General features: G+C 37.4%; 18 protein-coding genes. 14 read left to right on the top strand and 4 right to left on the bottom strand.

Features of this window, described 5'->3' with window-relative positions; genetic code table 11:
• Positions 1-81: 81 nt before the first annotated feature.
• Entirely contained in the window at positions 82-1,023 is a 942-nt protein-coding gene (locus tag EPA86_RS10830) for an extracellular catalytic domain type 1 short-chain-length polyhydroxyalkanoate depolymerase (protein ID WP_140603471.1), read from the bottom strand.
• A 290-nt stretch (positions 1,024-1,313) separates the two neighbouring features.
• Between EPA86_RS10830 and EPA86_RS10825 the strand changes: the two genes are divergently transcribed.
• The 4 genes from EPA86_RS10825 (at position 1,314) to EPA86_RS10815 (ending at position 5,901) form a co-directional block, all read left to right on the top strand.
• A complete protein-coding gene (locus tag EPA86_RS10825) occupies positions 1,314-3,362 on the top strand; it encodes a glucosidase family protein (protein WP_140603469.1) in 2,049 nt (682 codons plus the stop codon).
• 140 nt (positions 3,363-3,502) lie between these two features.
• Positions 3,503-4,030: a DUF6942 family protein gene (locus EPA86_RS10820; protein WP_140603467.1), complete on the top strand. Its 528-nt coding sequence runs from the start codon at positions 3,503-3,505 to the stop codon at positions 4,028-4,030.
• Between the two features lie 287 nt (positions 4,031-4,317).
• The gene (locus EPA86_RS18220) at positions 4,318-4,485 is read left to right on the top strand and encodes a hypothetical protein (RefSeq protein WP_170309632.1); all 168 of its coding nucleotides are present in this window, start codon (positions 4,318-4,320) and stop codon (positions 4,483-4,485) included.
• A gap of 207 nt (positions 4,486-4,692) precedes the next feature.
• On the top strand, positions 4,693-5,901 hold the full coding sequence (locus EPA86_RS10815; RefSeq protein ID WP_140603465.1) for an EAL domain-containing response regulator: 1,209 nt from the start codon (positions 4,693-4,695) through the stop codon (positions 5,899-5,901).
• Positions 5,902-6,175: 274 nt separating this feature from the next.
• On the opposite strand, the gene EPA86_RS10810 is transcribed toward EPA86_RS10815, so the two are convergent.
• The gene (locus tag EPA86_RS10810; RefSeq protein ID WP_140603463.1) at positions 6,176-8,149 is read right to left on the bottom strand and encodes a collagenase; all 1,974 of its coding nucleotides are present in this window, start codon (positions 8,147-8,149) and stop codon (positions 6,176-6,178) included.
• A gap of 203 nt (positions 8,150-8,352) precedes the next feature.
• On the opposite strand from EPA86_RS10810, the gene yfbR reads away from it, so the two are divergent.
• Positions 8,353-8,967, top strand: a complete 615-nt coding sequence (gene yfbR / locus EPA86_RS10805) for a 5'-deoxynucleotidase (protein WP_140603461.1) — start codon at positions 8,353-8,355, stop codon at positions 8,965-8,967.
• 67 nt (positions 8,968-9,034) lie between these two features.
• Here yfbR and EPA86_RS10800 read toward each other — a convergent pair whose 3' ends face one another.
• Positions 9,035-10,036: a LacI family DNA-binding transcriptional regulator gene (locus EPA86_RS10800; RefSeq protein WP_140603459.1), complete on the bottom strand. Its 1,002-nt coding sequence runs from the start codon at positions 10,034-10,036 to the stop codon at positions 9,035-9,037.
• Between the two features lie 111 nt (positions 10,037-10,147).
• Positions 10,148-11,680, bottom strand: coding sequence for an MFS transporter (locus tag EPA86_RS10795; RefSeq protein ID WP_140603457.1), 1,533 nt, complete (start codon positions 11,678-11,680; stop codon positions 10,148-10,150).
• 65 nt (positions 11,681-11,745) lie between these two features.
• Between EPA86_RS10795 and EPA86_RS10790 the strand changes: the two genes are divergently transcribed.
• The 9 genes from EPA86_RS10790 to EPA86_RS10750 all read left to right on the top strand — a co-directional run bounded on the left by EPA86_RS10790 (position 11,746) and on the right by EPA86_RS10750 (position 18,780).
• A complete protein-coding gene (locus tag EPA86_RS10790; protein WP_246058362.1) occupies positions 11,746-12,078 on the top strand; it encodes a fibronectin type III-like domain-contianing protein in 333 nt (110 codons plus the stop codon).
• Between the two features lie 428 nt (positions 12,079-12,506).
• Positions 12,507-13,040, top strand: coding sequence for a ferredoxin-type protein NapF (napF, locus tag EPA86_RS10785; RefSeq protein WP_140603453.1), 534 nt, complete (start codon positions 12,507-12,509; stop codon positions 13,038-13,040).
• Positions 13,027-13,167 (top strand): TIGR02808 family protein, encoded by a 141-nt coding sequence (locus EPA86_RS10780; protein ID WP_140603451.1) that lies wholly within the window; start codon positions 13,027-13,029, stop codon positions 13,165-13,167. Before napF ends, EPA86_RS10780 begins: the two co-directional genes overlap by 14 nt.
• Positions 13,168-13,265: 98 nt before the next feature.
• On the top strand, positions 13,266-13,556 hold the full coding sequence (locus EPA86_RS10775; RefSeq protein ID WP_140603449.1) for a chaperone NapD: 291 nt from the start codon (positions 13,266-13,268) through the stop codon (positions 13,554-13,556).
• Complete coding sequence (gene napA / locus EPA86_RS10770; protein WP_140603448.1) at positions 13,553-16,042, top strand: nitrate reductase catalytic subunit NapA; 2,490 nt, start codon at positions 13,553-13,555, stop codon at positions 16,040-16,042. The genes EPA86_RS10775 and napA overlap by 4 nt, the downstream gene beginning before the upstream one ends.
• A 44-nt stretch (positions 16,043-16,086) precedes the next feature.
• The gene (napG, locus tag EPA86_RS10765) at positions 16,087-16,845 is read left to right on the top strand and encodes a ferredoxin-type protein NapG (RefSeq protein ID WP_211664928.1); all 759 of its coding nucleotides are present in this window, start codon (positions 16,087-16,089) and stop codon (positions 16,843-16,845) included.
• Between the two features lie 2 nt (positions 16,846-16,847).
• The gene (gene napH, locus EPA86_RS10760) at positions 16,848-17,708 is read left to right on the top strand and encodes a quinol dehydrogenase ferredoxin subunit NapH (protein ID WP_140603447.1); all 861 of its coding nucleotides are present in this window, start codon (positions 16,848-16,850) and stop codon (positions 17,706-17,708) included.
• Between the two features lie 2 nt (positions 17,709-17,710).
• Positions 17,711-18,166: a nitrate reductase cytochrome c-type subunit gene (locus tag EPA86_RS10755; RefSeq protein ID WP_140603446.1), complete on the top strand. Its 456-nt coding sequence runs from the start codon at positions 17,711-17,713 to the stop codon at positions 18,164-18,166.
• 23 nt (positions 18,167-18,189) lie between these two features.
• Positions 18,190-18,780 carry a NapC/NirT family cytochrome c gene (locus tag EPA86_RS10750; RefSeq protein WP_140603445.1) on the top strand — a complete coding sequence of 197 codons (591 nt, stop codon included), beginning with the start codon at positions 18,190-18,192 and terminating at the stop codon, positions 18,778-18,780.
• The last annotated feature ends 30 nt before the right edge of the window (positions 18,781-18,810 follow it).

Genomic DNA, 18,810 nt, shown 5'->3' with positions numbered 1-18,810 from the left:
TAATCACTCTACAAGATATATTTGAAAAAAGATTTACTACTATGGTGCTATTGTTAACCTTTTGTATTTATTGGGTTTTAACTAAGGGTTGTTTGCGTTTAACTGCCAAAAACTCACTATATTTTTGACAGAACTTATAGGTGACTCTAATAAGAAATTTCCACTCGTTCCACCGTTTTCAATTTGCGAGTTTATCATGATGCCATGACCTATATTGTCAACTTCAATCAGCTCTACAGCGTTGGCCTGTTTGCTGGTACTCCATATCGATTTTGAAAAGCCTTTAGTACCTCCTACTTGATTTTGCTCATTGGCTTGTAATATTAGTGCCCACTGATTAGCTAAAGCAGATGAATTTTTAGGGTTGACTATGCTATCTATTTTGCCCGTCCAAATTGAAATACTGGGCCATTTCGTAGACGGTTTATTTAAGCTTAAAGCGAGCTTACTTAACTCTTCAGCATTTTGAGAAGGTCCGTTTCGCATACATGAAATAGCTTTCACTAAGTTGTCTGCACAAGGGTAGGGTAAGCCTGCAATTATAGCGCCTGAAGTAAACATTTCAGGGTAATTCACCAGTAATGCACTCGCCATTGCACCGCCAGCTGATAAACCTGCAACATAGGTATCACTCACGGGTGAGCGATCTTGCAATGTTGTTATCATGTTTTTTAACGATAATAGTTCGCCTTGATCTTTTGAGGTATCTTGTTTGGAAAACCAATTAAAGCAGGACTTAACATTATTTTGTTGGCTTTGTTGCGGTAATAACAAAGTAAACTGATGTTGTTTGGCAAGGGCTAGAAAATCGCTTTGCTCGGCCAGGCTTTCAGCATTTTGTAAACAACCATGAAGTAATACCACAATAGCATTACTTTTTTCTGGTTGGTAATAACTTGCTGCTAAATCACCTGGGTTTTCGCCAAATTGTACTAAAGGTTTGAACGTAGCCTGTGACGAGAAACTGAGCAGGGCAAGTATATAACACCCTAAGTAGAAATATTTATTCTTATTGAAAAACATTGGCATCAATCATTTGGTATCGGTGCAGTCATAATGGCGTTTATCTTCATCAAATATCAATGGCACTTTAGTGTCATTGATAATGAATCCTGCAATAACGAAGCCGTTGATTAGCAGTTATAAACTACTTTATTTCGCTATAAAAAAAGTTATTTCTTGAGAGATTAATGTCTCATTAGTGTAAGCCTAAAGCCTTTTAGCATGATTCAATACTGAACGAGCTTAGGGCTATGATATTTTATTTTGTAGCCCATTGTGCTTGTTAATAATCACTTAAAATAGGAGAACCCATGAAATCTAGCGTATATGCCATCTTAGCTATGCTGCCAATAATAACAGCTTGCAATACGAAACAGGCTCATGTTGAACCTGAATTCAAAACTCAAGTAAAAACAGATATCAATAGTTTAGCTGATACGCTAGAAAATCGTTGGCAGCAAACTGAGCAGGGCATTACTTGGCGAGTCAATGATATTCACGAAGACCATATAGAAATGAGTGGCGAGCAAGTTTCTGCCATTATTTACTATGGAAATGATGACACAGGTCGGTTAACCCTTAAAAGAAAAATTGTTTGGCCAATGCTCAGAACAATTCCTAATGATACTCATGCAAGTTTTATTCATGATTTTGACTTATCAATTACTCCGACAATTAGTTTAAATGGTCAAGAGGTTGAACATGAGCTGTTAAGACAAGTTGATATTGATGGCACCTTAACACTTCACAGTAATTTAAAGTCAGGGGTAACAGTAACTCGAACAATAGCACCAAGCCCAACAAAGCCTTTATTGATAGAGCAATTAACGATAAAAAATCTTTCTAAGTCTTCTGTGAATGTAAAGTTAGGGCCGTTGGCGTATCTGCACTATACGCCTGCGGAGCAAGGTGTTTATGGTAGTTACAAAGTGCAAGCTACCAGTGATAAATCAGGAAAATACACATTGGCATCAGGAGATACTCTCATAGTTAATGTAGATTATAAAGCAACAAAAACTGGACAAATTGCTAGCTTTGATAGTGGGCAAGAGCTACTTGCTAGAAAAGCATATGTTGAGGGGCTAAAAAGAAACTTACAGCTTGTTACTCCTGATCCGGTCATTAATCAAATGTTTGAGTTTGCAAAACTTCGCTCAGCAGAATCTATTTTTAAAACGAAAGGGGGCTTAATGCACGGTCCCGGTGGCGGCCGATATTACGCGGCTATTTGGGCGAATGATCAAGCAGAATATATCAACCCATTTTTTCCGTTTTTAGGAAATAAAAATGGTAATGAGTCGGCGATAAATAGCTTTTATCATTTTGCCCGTTTTATGAATGACGAATGGAAGTATATTCCGTCCTCAATTATTGCAGAAGGTACTGATATCTGGGATGGCGCAGGTGATAGAGGTGACTGCGCTATGATAGCCTATGGGGCGAGTCGCTTTGCTCTTGCTTATGGTGATAAACAAAAAGCGACAGAGCTATTACCGCTAATTAACTGGTGTATTGAATATAGCTTTAAGCAGGAAACTAGCGAAGGTGTTATTGCTTCTGATAGCGATGAACTTGAAGGACGTTTTCCAGCAGGTGACGTAAACTTAAGTACCAATATGTTAACTTACGGGAGTTTAATTTCTGCGAGTTACCTTCACCGTGAGTTGGGTGATGTTGCAACGGCAGAACGTTATCAGAATAAAGCGATTGTATTAGCAAAAAATATTGAAAAGTATTTTGGTGGTAATGTACAAGGCTATGATACTTATCAATATTATCAAGGAAATGACAAACTGAGAGCTTGGATAGCCTTACCATTTACTTTTGGGCTTTTTGAAAGAAAAGAGCAAACTCTTGCGGCGTTACTTTCTGAACATTTATGGAGTGAAGACGGTATTTACTCTGAAGCAGGAAATAAAACCTTTTGGGATAGAGCAACCTTGTATGCATTTCGTGGAATTTTTAATGCCCAAGAAACCGATACTGCAATACGATACTTTAAGTATTACTCTAGAAAACGACTATTAGGAGAGCACGTTCCTTATGCAGTAGAAGCATGGCCTGAGGGAGATCAACGTCATTTGTCTGCTGAAAGTGCGCTGTATGCTCGAACTATAACTGAAGGATTGTTTGGTATAGAACCCGTTGCCTTTAATGCATTTTATATTGCGCCCTATTTACCTTCTTCATGGGATCGAATGTGTTTAAACCATATTCGTGCGTTTTCGAATGACTTTAATGTGTGTGTACAAAGAGATAGTGTTAATTCTACGCAATATGAAATCATTATTAATGCCAATAATACAGCAGAGCAACGCCTTGCGTGGGATGGTAAAAACCCAATAAAAATAACGCTCTAGTCAGCGGTATTAAGTTAAATGAAGTGTTTTAATAAAAATGCTTCATCAACTTACTTTGGTTAAGGTACTATGATCTGTGAAGTAGTTTGAGACGTTATATCTCTTACCAGTTAAGAAGTTGATAAATAAAGGTAGCTTTGATGAGCGGTAGTGGTTTTGGTAACAATCAATTTTCATTAGGTGTTTATATTGCCAATTTTCCTAATATGCCTGAATATCAAGAGCTATCAAATTTAACACCGCTAACTCAAGGTGAAATATATGCGATCGGTCAAGCATGTGGTAATGGTTGGCGTAAAGTTTTTAATGTTTATGCAAAACTGATTTATGCGCTTAATTCCTCAAAGATAGAGGATGTTTCTGCATTTAGTCGTTGGCAGCAATACCGAGATGAAGCAATGTTACAGTCAGGGAGTAACATTGCCTTGTTGTTTTCTTCGCCTAAGTTCTTGCATGTTGAAAGGTGCGTTAAAATAATTTGTGGAAGAACCTATGCCAAAGCGTTAATTAAAACTGGCGCATTAAATGCTGAGTTAACTTGGTTAGATAACGAATTTGCTATTGATGAACAAAATCATGTCATTGTTTGTCCTTATTTTGACTATAGGCAGTTATCAAATAAGAAGATAGACAGGTTAATAAAGCTGATAATATCTTTTAAAATATAGATAGATTAGAAAACTGTTTACTTTATAAGCGTAATCAATTACATTAGCCGCCGTTAAGCTAATCCCTATGATCCATACATAGTCGTAACAAGAAAATTAGTTTAATGAGAAAATCCTCACGCTTATTCGTGTTTTGTCTTTCCCTTTCACAGTCAGTCAACACCTTTTAATCAATTTATTCAATTGGTAACGTGCTAATTTTATCATCTTTTTGATGTACTTTTATTGTCTAAAATTAGCAAGTTAGCTTTTGTATTGTCGATGAATCGACAAAAAGGAGTTATTTTATGTCTTATATTTATCAAGGTAAGGTTTATAACATTGCAGCACCAGTAAAATCTATTTCAGTCAATAAAAGTAATATTGTAGTGAAAGACCAAACTGGCTCTCATCGTTTTAACTTTACTAAACCAGGTGAATCTAAACAGTTTTTAACAAAACTTTTCCAACTGTAGCCACAGTGTAGAGCAACTCAAAAGTTAATTGGGTTGCTCTTATGTGCCCCAAAGCATTGAATAACAAACTTGCTAATTCAGTCTGTTATTTTATGTTGAAAATCAATAATTTTATTCTTTTCAATACTTGATTTTCCATTTATTTGTTCGATACTTAAATGGTGTATTTCGTGCACCTCACAACTAAAGACTTAACTGGACGTTCAAATGGATTTAGAAAGCAACACAAAGGGCTATGAATGGTTGAATGCTCTGCTTATTGATGACAGTACCGTTATATTAGATTATGTCTCAACAGTTTTAGAAAAGTCGTTTAATATCACACATGTTCATAAAGCGAGCTCTTCTGCAGAAGCGATGCATGTTTTAAGAACGTCAAGGTCAATTAATTTGGTATTTTTAGACTTAAATATGCCAAATGTTGACGGTATTCAGTTTCTGGAAAAGTTAAGCAATATTGAGTACAAGGGCTATATTGTCATTATGAGTGGTGTTTCCACTCAAATCATTTCTTCTGTTGAAACCTTAGCTAAGAGTCATGGTTTGAATTACATAGGGACTTTACTTAAGCCTATTCATGAATCAGATTTTGAGAACATCTTTAAGAAAATTGGTGTATCTCGCCGTAAAAATAGATCCGCCGAGTCTTTAAAAACATATGAGATTATCAGAGCAATTAAAAATGATGACATCGAGGTGCTTTATCAACCTCAAATTGAACTTTCAAGTAGAGAGTTTATTGGCATAGAAGCTTTATGTCGAATGAACCACCCTAGATTAGGTCTAGTTTCACCGGATAGATTTATTGATAAAGCCGAAGAAAGTGAACTTATTATTCATATAACACTTGCTGTGTTGAAAAAGGCATTAGGGGATTGGAAAAAGTGGTCAATGAATGGCTTGGAATTAAAGCTATCAGTTAATGTTTCACCCGTAGCACTACAACAACCTGAGTTTGCTGATACAGTATTTATGTTACTTTCACAGTTTGCTATGCCGGCTGATAAGCTATGTATTGAAATTACTGAAGGTATGTTAGCTGATGATCCTCTGCAAGAGCTTGCTAACTTAAACCGCTTAAATATGAGGGGAATTGAATTAGCGTTAGATGATTTTGGTCAGAATAATTCAACTATAGAACGTTTACAGAAGTTTCCTGTTACTTATTTAAAACTTGATAAAAGTTATTTTATTGAGCAAAAAGGCAATTTAAATCAATTAGCGCTTATCAATAGTACTCTTTCCGTGGCTAAGGAGTTACATATTAAAACGATTGCAGAAGGGGTTGAAGATTCAGACATCATTAACCTAGTCACTGAAATGGGCTGTGACTACGGACAAGGTTACTATATAAGTCGCCCAATGAAAGCTAAAGAAGTACTAGCATGGCAACGTGATTGGAACGCAAAAACATAAGGCTGATATAAACATTCCAAATCAATCAAATGACAATAGTTGTTTTTTGACTGTCTTATTTTCAAGACTTACTGAATAACCGTAACCCAATTAATAAGACTGGTAAATATCAATATAGCTCCCACTGATATTTAAATCTTTCAATAGCTTTGTTATTGGTTTTTCTTATGCTCGACTTCATATTTTTAATATTAAGTGTGATCTAGTTTTTGAAGTCGAGACTTTTATTACCTGATTAAAAGTTGATTTAGCTTTTTAACCTCAATCATTTAAATTATTTATTTTTTAATGCATTAGCATGCCAATACTGCCAGTGCATGTGCCTGCTGCTTTCTGTTAAATGTTTAGGTTGTAAATAATCTTTATAAGTATAGCGATAGAATTGGCGAGGTTTTCTTGGATCTTTTGCTTCCTCACTATTTTTACCTAGCGCTTTGTTATCTTTTAACCATTGATGAAATTCATCTTGATACTTCTCGCCAGACTCATCAAGCAAATTTTTGTAGCCTTTGAAGAAATCAGTCTTTAAAAAGTGTGCTAACTGACGATAATCTTCTAATTGATTCTCATACATAAAACGTACAGCTAAATAGCCCCACTGGTAAACTTGAGTCGTACCATCTTTATATTCAGTGTCAAAGACTTGTTTTAAGGTTAACCACTTATCCTCTTCAGTATCTAATAGCACCTTAAACGCTTTAGGGTTGTCATCGGCTTTTGAAATAAACTCAGCTAAGCCTTCAGACCACCAAACCATATTACTTGGAAAGTGGTTGAAGGTGTCATATTTAATGAAGCGTCCATCTAAGTAATGAACATACTCATGATTTAAGTTCCAGACTTTAAATTCAGGTCTGACCCAAAAATGTTCGTAAGAGTAGAAGGTAGCGATATTATCAGGATCCTGCGTTGTCCCCTCGATATACATACCGCCATTATCAGTATGGATGTCAAAAACAAGTTGCCCATATTTGTTGTATTCAGCAGCATTGTTAAATATGACCACTCTTAACTTGTCATTAAAATCATTGGCTACAGGTTGGTTGTTAGTTGCTAATTTTTTATGAAAGTCTGCTTCTTGAGCAATTAATTGATTACAAGAATCATTTAACTGAGCAGTTGTTAATTTCTGCGTTAAAATAAATAAGCTGTCAGAGCAAGTGTGATTTATAGGTAGCGCTTCTTCAATCGTAGGTTCAATACATCGGCCTGCTAAACTACCTTCTTTACATTCAGACTTTCCACGAAAGCTTGACACAACATAAGGAATGCTAAATAAGGTTTTTATTTCTTTTTCTGATTTTTTATGTGTTTGACCAAAAGTTTCAAGTGCAGTCCAAACTTGTTCATCTAAGTCGTTCATAGCAGCTTCACTTGGAAGGGAAGCTTTATCATTATCTAACTTACTACGCTCTTCTTTTGTTTTTGTGTAATACTCATTCCAGTATTGTTTATTGTAGACGTTGTAATATTGCGCCAGTGCCCAAGCGGCATGTTGAGCAGGCCAATCATCCCCAGCAATTATTGCGTTGTCAGAATTAATGAAAGCGATTAAGGCGTTTTGTAAGGTTTGATTGGCTGTAATGTCATTCAAATTATCTGCTTTATTTTTTCTTTTCGCTTCATACGGTAATATTGCACCAGCTCTGAGTACTTCCCAAAGGGCGTATTGTTGAGCTTTATTAATCGTTGAGTTAGACGAGAGCTCATTACTAGCATACAAATTAATGAGCTTTGTGAGCGGTTCAATATGCGATTTAACAAGAGGCTGCATCGGCTCTAAAAAGTACAAACGATAAAGGGCTACCGCGTAGTTTTCATGTAATCTAGCCGTTTTTTCATTGAGTTGATAAAAACCATCCATATTTTGCAAAGCAATTAAAGCATTATTCAAGGCTATTTCACTACCTGCTTGCCAGTCTTTATCAGGGCCAAAACTACTAAATATTCGTAAGTAAAAACTTAATTTATCTAATGAGTTAGAGCTTAAATTACCTTTACTTGCTTCTGCTGATATTGCTTGTGAAACCTGTGCTAGCAACCCTTTTTGATAGTGGTCAAAGTCTTGGCTCCATAGAGAATCAATATCAGTTGTGAGTAATGTTTTTATGGCAGGTTTTTGAATAGCACTTACAGCATTATTAGTCAGTTGGTTTACATCGTTAGATTTGACACTTTGTTGATTAGAACAAGCACTAAGTACCGAAATACTGATTGCTGTTAATAGAAAAGGGATTGTTTTTTTCATTAACTACTCACTATTTAAATTATACAAACACTTTAATGTATACAATATAAAAATAGAGTTCAAGTGAGATTGCTGCTTGAGTTGTATCAAAAAATGTAGTTTTTCCCCTTAACTTATTGTGTAAAAAGAGTAAGTATAGAGTTAGTACATAAGTTATTTAAATTTAATTGGCATTTTGTCAGTTAGCTAAAGTGGAGTGATAAGTGTTTCATCATAAAGAAGGTAGTTTTACCGCTTGGATATTAAGGTTACGCAAAATAATACGTTGGCCATTGATGACGTTTCGTGAGTCAGAGACTTGTTCTCAGCATTCATTTGATGTTGCGGTGATCAGTCATCAAATTGCACTTATCGGTCAGCTTAAATTCAAGCGAACTTATAACCCCGCTGATATCGCTGTTGCTGCTCTGTATCATGAAGCGTCAGAATCAGGTGGTGTAGGGGATTTACCAAGCCCTTTGAAGTATCATAATCCTGAGTTGACGGCTCAAATAAAAAAAATTGAACGTGAAGTAGAGCAATCTATGGTTTATCAAGGGCTACCCAAGTATTTGCATGATGTGATGGCGCCAATAGTGATCCAATCACAAGTGGATAAAGACATTAAGTCAATTGTAAAAGCAGCCGATGATTTAGCAGCATATCATTATAGTTTGTCGGAGTTAAATACTGGAAACCGTGAGTTTACCGATGCTTGTACTTTATTAAAAAAACGGGTTATTAAACATTGTGAAAAGTGGCCTGAGGTGGAAGAGTTTTATTTAACGCAGTTCCCAGCATGCACACAAACCTTGGATGAATTATCTAGAATTGATTAGTTTAATAGCTTGCTAGTTGTCTTTAATAAAAACAGCTAACAAGCTAAAGCTTCAGTATTATATTGATTTAGTTAAGTCTACTGACAGAGTCTCTATCAATAAGGCTTGGTTCAAATGAATATTTTACGGTTATGTCCTTCTTGTTGTAGACATTTTTTAAGACAAGTTTAGCTGCCATATGACCCATTTCACCAACCGGGTTATCGATGGTTGTTAATTTGGGATAAATATGGCGTGAAAAAATAATATTATCAAAACCAATAACGGATAAATCTTCAGGAAGTGAAATGCCATGCTCCCTTGCATATGTCATTGCGCCAGATGCCATCTCATCATTGGCACAGACCAGCGATGTGAAATTCAAGCCTTTATCTAAAAAGCGCTTCAAGCCATCATTACCGCCTGTTTCGCAAAAGTTGCCTTCATAGTACAGTTCATCGTCAAAGGGGATGCCATATTCCTTCAAGGCTTTTTTATGTCCTATAAATCTAGCTTTTGCATCAGGCTTAACTTGTGGCCCTGCAATGTAAGCAATGTTTTCATGTCCGTTCTCTAACATTGTTTTAGTCGCTAAATAGCCACCTAATTCGTTATCTAAGCTTATACAATTTTTTTCAATAGTATTAACCGTGCGACTCATAAAAAATATTGGTGTAGAGCCTTTAGCAAGTTCAATAAGGTAATCATCAGATAAACCTTCAACATGTACTATGAGCGCGTCGCAGTTTCTGCTAATTAGGAACTCTATACCTTCTTTTTCTTTTTCTTCATCACTATGGCCTGTCGTGATGATGACATGTTTTCCTGCTGCTCTTAACTCTGACTCTATACCTGCCATCATTTGACCAAAGAAAGCACCGTTTAGCTCTGACACTAATATGCCAACACTATTACTACAATTTGAAGCTAATGATTGGGCAATAGAGTTTGGTCTATAGCCTAGCTTGTCCATGGCATCTATTACTTTTTGCCTTGTCTTATCACTGACACGGGTATTATTATTTATTACCCGTGATACTGTTGCTAAGGAGACACCAGCGAGGTTGGACACTTCATAAATTGTCGCCATAAAAATCCTGTTTTTTTGATAAAGTGTTTTGTTGTTATTTTTCTTTTATAATAAAAATTCTACCATGATTATTTATATCAACACTATAGATAGTCGGGTCTAAATAATAGATTATATTGCGCTAACCTCTAATCGCCTTTGATCTAACTCGGTAGAAATCATTTTATTCTGATCATTAGTAAGCGGATACAGCAACATCAAGGCTGCTCCAGCAAAAGCGAAACTAGCAGGAATCCAACTCATTAATAGTGTCATGCCAGGAAGTGCGTCAGAAATAGTGCTTGAGTCCATTCCATTATATCCATAACTTGAAAGAACCACGAGCACAAGCGCGCCTGCAAAACCACCACCCGTTTTTTGAACAAAGGTGCCAGCAGAGTATATTAAGCCAGTAGCTCTTCTACCGTTTTTCCATTCTGAATAATCCGCTGAGTCTCCTAGCATAGAGAAATATAATGTCGGCATCATAGCTGCAAAAAACTCAGCACTGCAGCCTAAGACAAATACAGCCATTAAATTGTCTGTAGGAACCCAAAAGAAACCAACGGTCAATATACCACTTAACAGTAATGCGATGATTAGTAATTTACTTTTTCCAACGAGACGAGCTAAATAGTCTGTTGATAATGCCCCAAATATTGAAACCACAAGCAAGGCTATAAAGTATTTACCTGCTAAAAGTTCGTCACCTATTTGATATTTGAAGTAATAAGCAATAACACCGTATTTAATACCGTTGAACATCATGGTTAAAAAGCCGATACCGAGCAATATTAGCCATGGTTTATTGGTCAATAGGTTTACCATATCTATTTGAGTGGAGCTTAATTGGCTTGAGTCTAACTTCTTAACGCGCTTGATAACTAACCACATGGAGCAGAAAACAATGCAGAAAAAGATACCGCTATATAAATCACGGTAATAAAAGAATAGGGTTATGGCTAAGAGCGGCAGGATAATAAAGGGTAGGCTCTTGGATAAATCTAACAATTCACTTTTCAGTGAGTGACTTGACTCTGATGGTGTCAAAACTCTCTCTTTAGTGCCTCCAAAAGTGATGAGCATCAGTATTGTTAAAATGAATGCAAAGAAATACATAGTACGTTGGTAACCCAAAGCGCTATCACCTTGACCAAATAGGTTCACTAAATCAGGTAAGAAACCCATGACGAGAAGACCACCAGCAAACGCACCGGCAAATCTAAAACCTGATAAACTAGTTCTCTCTTTATCATCAGGTGTCATCACTCCCATTAGGGCAGAGTAAGGAACATTGTTTAAGGTATAAGCTAATGTTAAGCCAATGTAGGTGATATAAGCATAGATTAATTTATTTGTATCGCTAAAGTTAGGTGTGGTAAAACAAAGCACCATAAACAAAGCGAGTAAAGGGGTAGACCATAAGATCCAAGGTCTGAATTTACCCCATTTGGTGTGAGTTCTGTCGGCTACCATGCCCATAATAATGTCCGAAATACCATCAGAGAGTCTCACAACTAAAAAAAGTAGCGCAGCAGCAGCTGTTAAACCAAAGGTGTCGGTATAGAAAACGGCTAAATAAGCGAGAGCGCCGCGCCATACAAGATTCGCTGCAGCGTCTCCCATAGCATAAGATAGTTTTTCTTTTAAATGAAGTTTAGTCATGATTGTTATCTTTGGCTTATCATTTCACTATAGGCAATGCCACTTTGCTTCACTGTACGTTTAAATTGTCACATAAAGAATTGAGCGCTGGTGAAGATCTCTTTGTCGAGTTAACAATAAAAAATACCGGCAAAGTAGCAGGGGCTGAAGTGGTTCAACTTTACCTTAATGATACGACCTCAAGTGTAGAGAGACCTTTAAAAGAGTTAAAAGCCTTTGAAAAGGTATGGTTGTCACCTGGAGAAAGCAAGCAAGTCACCTTAAAACTAAATACAAGAGACTTGTCTTTTTGGGACGTTAAGCAAAATAATTGGCTTGCTGAAAAAGGTGAGTTTACGGTGCTGGTAGGGAATTCCTCGGATAACATTATGCTGTCTGAAACATTTACTTATAACTGATCCGAAAATCAATGTGAGGTGATACTTAAATGCCGAGTTGAACCTCATATTTATTAGATTATCCTTAATTGCGATAATGTAAAAGTAGTTAAATAAGCACTATTGTTCCTATCCAAAATGAATGATTCTTGTTCATTTTCACACCTTCGTTTTTGTTGGTTGATTATAAAGTCAGCAAGAGTAAATTTTACCTGCTATTATCATCTTGATATATGTCAAAAGATTTGAGATTTTTCTTGATCTACATCAAGTTATAAATAACGCTACTTGATGTTTGTCAATTCAATCGGTGTATAATCAATCCATCATTAGAAGAAGGGTTATTATTAATTTATTGAAGCAAAACTAGAATTCTAGCTTGCTAGGCTTAAGATAAATACCGAGCCACTCAATAAGTAACACTTTTTCAAAGTTTAAAAGGCAAGTACATGGCTGTAGGTGTAGATCAATCCCGACGCAACTTTTTCCGAGGTAGAAGACCTAGTGAAAAACCTGCTTTGCGTTTACCTTGGCTTAAAAATAAACAGTCATTGTATGATAATTGTACCCAGTGTACTGATTGTATTTCTGCTTGCGAAACTCAAATTATTAAAAAAGGTGATGGTGGCTTCCCACAAGTCGACTTTAACCTTGGCGAATGTACATTTTGCCAGAAGTGTGTTTCGGCGTGTAAAGAAGATGTCTTTTCTGAAGATACTACTCAGTTACCATGGCAAATTGAAACTACCGTAAAAAGTAATTGCTTAGCGCAGAATCAGATTATGTGTCAGAGCTGTCAAGATAGCTGTGATACCCAAGCCATTTCATTTCAATATCTAAAATCTTCAGTGCCACAAATGCGTATAAATCAAGATGATTGTACAGGGTGTGGTGCATGTGTTGCTGTTTGCCCGCAATCAGCAATAGAAATAAAGCTTTTAGAAACTACCTTAGCTATAGGAGATAAGTATGAGCTCACTTGAGTCATTAATTTGGACAGTGCTAGGCTATTCATCAATGCCTGTCATTTTTCTCACTGGTTTTATTGGCACAGCAGTTGTTGCAATTGCTTTGTTGAAAATGACTGGTGCAGAAGCAAAAGAAGAGTAAGTTAAAACGAAAGTTTTATTTATAAGTAAAAAAGTAAAGTAAAAGTAAACCTAAGTCTTAAGGCTTAACATAAACGAATTAAACTGAGGTCAATTATTGTGATCAATCTACTTGAAGAAAACCCTGTCAATATCGCAGGAGTGATGTTTGTAGCTCAGCCAGAAAATGCTGAAGCAGTTGCAAGCAAACTGAGCGAGTTTCCAGGCGCTGAAGTCCATGAAATCACTGAAAAAGGTAACATGGTAGTGACAATAGAGGAAGACAATAAAGATCAACGCTTAATTGAAACAATAACAACTATGAGCAACATCCCCGGTGTGATCTCCTCATCATTAATTTTCCATCATAATGATGCCGGATTAGCACAGTTTTCAGGAGGGCAAAAATGACACTGACTAGACGGGATTTTATAAAAGCAAACGCTATCGCCGCAACTGCTGTTGCAGCTGGCGTATCAGTCCCCACTTCTGCTGCGAATATGATTACAAAATCATCTGAGAGCAAAATTAAGTGGGATAAAGCACCATGTCGATTCTGCGGTACAGGTTGTAGTGTATTAGTAGGAACGCAACACGGTAAAGTAGTCGCCACGCAAGGTGATCCAGATGCGCCAGTTAATAAAGGCTTAAACTGTATCAAGGGCTACTTCTTATCAAAAATCATGTACGGTAAAGACAGGCTCACTAAACCTTTATTACGTATGACTGATGGTCAATATGATAAAGAGGGTGATTTCACACCAGTTAGCTGGGATACCGCTTTTGATGTGATGGCTGACAAGTTTAAAAAAGCATTGAAAGAGAAGGGACCAACATCAGTAGGTATGTTCGGTTCAGGTCAATGGACAATTTGGGAAGGTTATGCAGCAGCTAAGTTATATAAAGCTGGTTTCCTTTCAAATAACATTGATCCTAATGCGCGCCACTGTATGGCTTCTGCTGTTGGCGGTTTCATGCGTACTTTTGGTATCGATGAGCCAATGGGTTGTTATGACGATTTAGAAAAAGCCGATGCCTTTGTCCTTTGGGGCTCAAACATGGCGGAAATGCACCCAATTTTATGGTCGCGTTTAACAGACCGTCGTTTAAGTGCACCGCACGTGAAAGTACATGTATTATCAACATTTAAGCATCGTAGTTTCGAGCTTGCAGATAATGGCATGATTTTCACGCCTCAAACAGATTTAGCAATTTTGAACTTTATTGCACATTACGTTATTGAAAACAAAGCTGTAAATAAAGACTTCTTAAAAAATCATGTAAATATCCGCGAAGGTGTTACTGATATTGGTTATGGCCTTCGTCCAACTCACCCATTGGAGCAAGCTGCGAAAAACCCTGGTAAGGGTGGCTCTAAACCAATGAGTTTTGACGACTATGCTAAATTTGTTAGCAAGTACACTGCTGAGTATGTATCTGAACTATCAGGTGTACCAGTGAAGAACTTAATTGAGTTAGCGGAACTTTATGCTGATCCTAAAGTGAAAGTTACTTCGTTCTGGACCATGGGCTTTAACCAACATACTCGAGGTGTGTGGGCTAATAACTTGATGTATAACGTACATTTATTAACAGGTAAAATCTCTGAACCTGGTAATAGCCCGTTTTCATTAACAGGTCAACCTTCAGCATGTGGTACAGCGCGTGAAGTAGGTACGTTTGCTCATCGTTTACCAGCAGATATGGTTGTTAAAAACCCTAAACACAGAGCTTTTTCTGAGAAAATCTGGAAACTGCCTGAGGGAACTATTCCACCAAAACCTGGTTATCATGCCGTTTTACAAAACCGTATGCTTAAAGACGGCAAGTTAAATGCTTATTGGGTAATGTGTAATAACAATATGCAAGCAGGTCCTAATATGAATGAAGAAGCAATTCCGGGTTATCGTAACCCAGATAACTTCATCGTGGTATCTGATCCATATCCTACTGTTTCTGCACAAGCAGCAGATCTTATTTTACCAACAGCAATGTGGGTAGAAAAAGAAGGTGCATATGGTAATGCTGAACGCCGTACACAATTCTGGCATCAACAAGTTCAAGCACCAGGAGAAGCTAAGTCTGATTTATGGCAATTAGTAGAATTCTCTAAACGCTTCAAAGTGGCTGAAGTGTGGCCTGAAGAATTAGTAGCTAAAGCACCAGAGTATAAAGATAAAACGTTATACGATGTACTTTTTGCTAATGGTCAAGTTGATAAATTCCCAACTTCTGACTGTAAAGGTGATGCAAACGTTGAAGCAGATCATTTTGGTTTCTATATCCAAAAAGGTTTATTCGAAGAGTATGCAACTTTTGGTCGTGGTAAAGCACATGATTTAGCTGATTTTGATACTTATCATGAAGCACGTGGTTTACGTTGGCCCGTTGTTGACGGTAAAGAAACCTTATGGCGCTTTAGAGAAGGTTATGACCCGTACGTAGAAAAAGGCTCAGGTGTACAATTCTATGGTAAGCCAGATAAGAAAGCAGTAATTTTCGCGCTACCTTATGAGCCACCTGCAGAATCACCTGATGAAGAATATGATTTATGGTTAAGCACAGGCCGTGTTTTGGAGCACTGGCATACCGGTACAATGACGAACCGTGTACCAGAGCTGCATAAAGCATTCCCTGATGCGGTAATTTTCATGCATCCCGATGATGCACGTCAACGCGGTTTACGCCGTGGTGATGAATGTATGATTACCTCACGTCGTGGTGAAGTGAAGACTCGTGTTGAAACACGCGGTCGAAATCGCCCACCTAAAGGGTTAGTTTTCATGCCATTTTTCGATGCTAAACAGTTAACGAATAAGTTAACGTTAGATGCAACGGATCCATTGTCAAAAGAAACTGACTTTAAGAAGTGTGCTGTAAAAATTGCCAAAGTGTAATGCTTTAGCTGAATACTAATTTTAACGAGATTTAAAAGTTAACGATGAGCAGTTCAAAACCTTATCAAGCAAGAAAAATGTCTAGACGTCAGCTAATCACTGATGCTAGTCGTGGAATTTGTGGTGTAGGTTTATTAGCTACGGGGCTTGCTGGTTATGCCAAGCAATCTCAAAGTTTAGCTGCTCAATGTTTACGACCACCTGGCGCTTTGATCGAGGAAGACTTTTTAGCTGCTTGTGTTCGTTGTGGTCTTTGTGTTGAAGCTTGTCCTTATGACACGTTGAAACTCGGCAAATTATTTGAACCTGTTACAACGGGTACGCCTTACTTTGATGCGAATATTATCCCATGTGAAATGTGTGAAGATATTCCTTGTCAGGAGGCATGTCCTACAGGTGCAATTTCCCCTGAGCTTGAATCTATAAATGATGCTCAAATGGGACTTGCTGTATTATTAGACCAAGAAACGTGCCTCAACACACAAGGGTTGCGTTGTGATATTTGTCATCGGGTTTGCCCTTTGATTGATGAAGCAATTACTCTTGAGGTACAACGAAACACGCGGACAGGGCATCACGCGATGTTTATACCAACGGTTCACTCTGATAAGTGTACAGGTTGTGGTAAATGTGAGCATGCATGTCCATTACCTGAAGCAGCAATTAAGGTGTTACCTCGTGAAATTGCAAAAGGTGAGTTGGGTAAGCATTACCGCTGGGGTTGGATTGAAAAAGACAAAGCTGGTGGGTCGTTAATTGATGAAGTGCTTGATTTACCTGATCGTGTACCGGAGGGAGGTTAATTATGAAACACCCTATAGGTCATGAAGCCATTGAAACAAAAGGCTGGTTTGCAACACATAAGTATTTATTATTAAGAAGGTTTTGCCAATTAGGTATTTTGGCACTATTTGTAATAGGACCTTTATTAGACATTTGGATTATAAAAGGAAATTTGAGCTCTAGTCTTTTATTAGACACAGTGCCCATGACAGATCCTTTTGTGGCCTTGCAAGCATTTGCAGCAGGTCATCTTCTAGAGTCTAGTGCGATAATAGGTGCAATGTTAATAACAGGCTTTTATTTTTTACTTGGCGGCAGAGTTTTTTGCTCGTGGGTATGTCCCGTTAATATGATTAGTGATGCAGCACAATGGTTAAGACGAAAATTGAAAATTAGAACATCAACGAAATTGTCTCGTAAAACTCGTTTTTGGGTTTTGGCTATGACATTGGTTCTGCCTATATACCTAGGCACAATGGCATGGGAGTTGATTAACCCTGTATCTATGTTTCACCGAGGAGTGATCTTTGGTATGGGAGCTGGATGGGTAATACTCGTTGGTATATTCTTGTTTGACTTATTACTCGTTGAGCAAGGCTGGTGTGGTCATATCTGTCCACAAGGTGCTTTTTATAACTTAGTTGGGCGTTTTAGTCCAATAAAGGTAACGGCGGACAAACGCGAGCAGTGTGATAAATGCATGGACTGTTTTGCTGTTTGCCCTGAGCCACAAGTGTTAAAAATGCCTCTTTTTGGAGAGAATAAAGGGTTTGGTCCACTAATAACTTCTGCAGATTGCACTAACTGTGCAAGATGTATAGATATTTGCTCAAAAGATGTATTTAAGATAACGACAATTTTGCCAGAAAAGGCAGAGGTATAATTATGAAAAAATTACTAAGTGTTGTGATGGTTTTAGGTTTAGCCTGTACAACGTCTTTACAAGCCGAAGAAGTAAACTCTGGAGGAGTAGAATCTCTTCGTGGTAGCTCAACGCTTGATGCTACTAAAAAAGCTGATGAAATGAAGCGTGTGATAAAGGATAAAAATCCTATTGCGCGTAACTATGTTCATCAACCACCAATGATCCCTCATCAAACAAGAGGGTATCGTGTAGACCTTAATAGTAATAAGTGTTTAACATGTCATGGTTGGAAGTATGCCAATGAAACGGGCGCAACCAAGATCAGTTTAACTCACTTTGAAACTCGTGACGGTAAAACGCTTTCAGATGTTTCTCCTCGTCGTTATTTTTGTTCTCAATGTCATGTAACTCAAGCAGACGCTAAACCATTGGTTGAAAATACCTTTGAGCCTGTTGAGTCATTGGGTAATGAATAATCCTAGTGTGAAAGGGGAATAAAATGACGAATGCAAATAATAAAAAAGGCATTTTGCAATACCTAAAATCGCCAAACAGTGCGGGGTTATGGTTTATTTTGCTTATCGGTTTCGCTGGCGGTATTATTTTCTGGGGTGGTTTCAACACTGCTTTAGAAGTAACCAATACAGAAGAGTTCTGTATTAGCTGTCACGAAATGGAAAACAATGTCTATGAAGAGTATCGTGAAACAGTGCATTATGCGAATAGATCTGGTGTTAGGGCTACTTGTCCTGATTGCCATGTGCCAAAAGAATGGACACATAAAATTATTCGTAAAATTGCAGCGAGCAAAGAAGTGTGGGGCAAAATGACAGGTATTATTGATACACCTGAAAAGTTTGATGATCACAGACGCTCAATGGCTGAACGTGAATGGAAACGCATGAAAGAAACAGATTCACGTGAATGTCGTAACTGTCACAACTTTGAATACATGGATTTCTCAGAACAAGGTAATCGTAGTGTAAAAATGCACAAAGATGCTTTAGGTACGGGTGAAAAAACATGTATTGATTGTCATAAAGGTATTGCACATAAGCTACCTGACATGAAAGATGTTGAAAACTGGTAAAAGCACTTTTTATCAGCACATACTGTAACG

This window comes from Litorilituus lipolyticus, assembly GCF_006439335.1.
In the GTDB taxonomy this organism is placed as follows: domain Bacteria; phylum Pseudomonadota; class Gammaproteobacteria; order Enterobacterales; family Alteromonadaceae; genus Colwellia; species Colwellia lipolytica.
The sequence above is the reverse complement of the archived record's forward strand: the minus strand, read 5'-3'. Positions and strand labels throughout refer to the sequence as shown.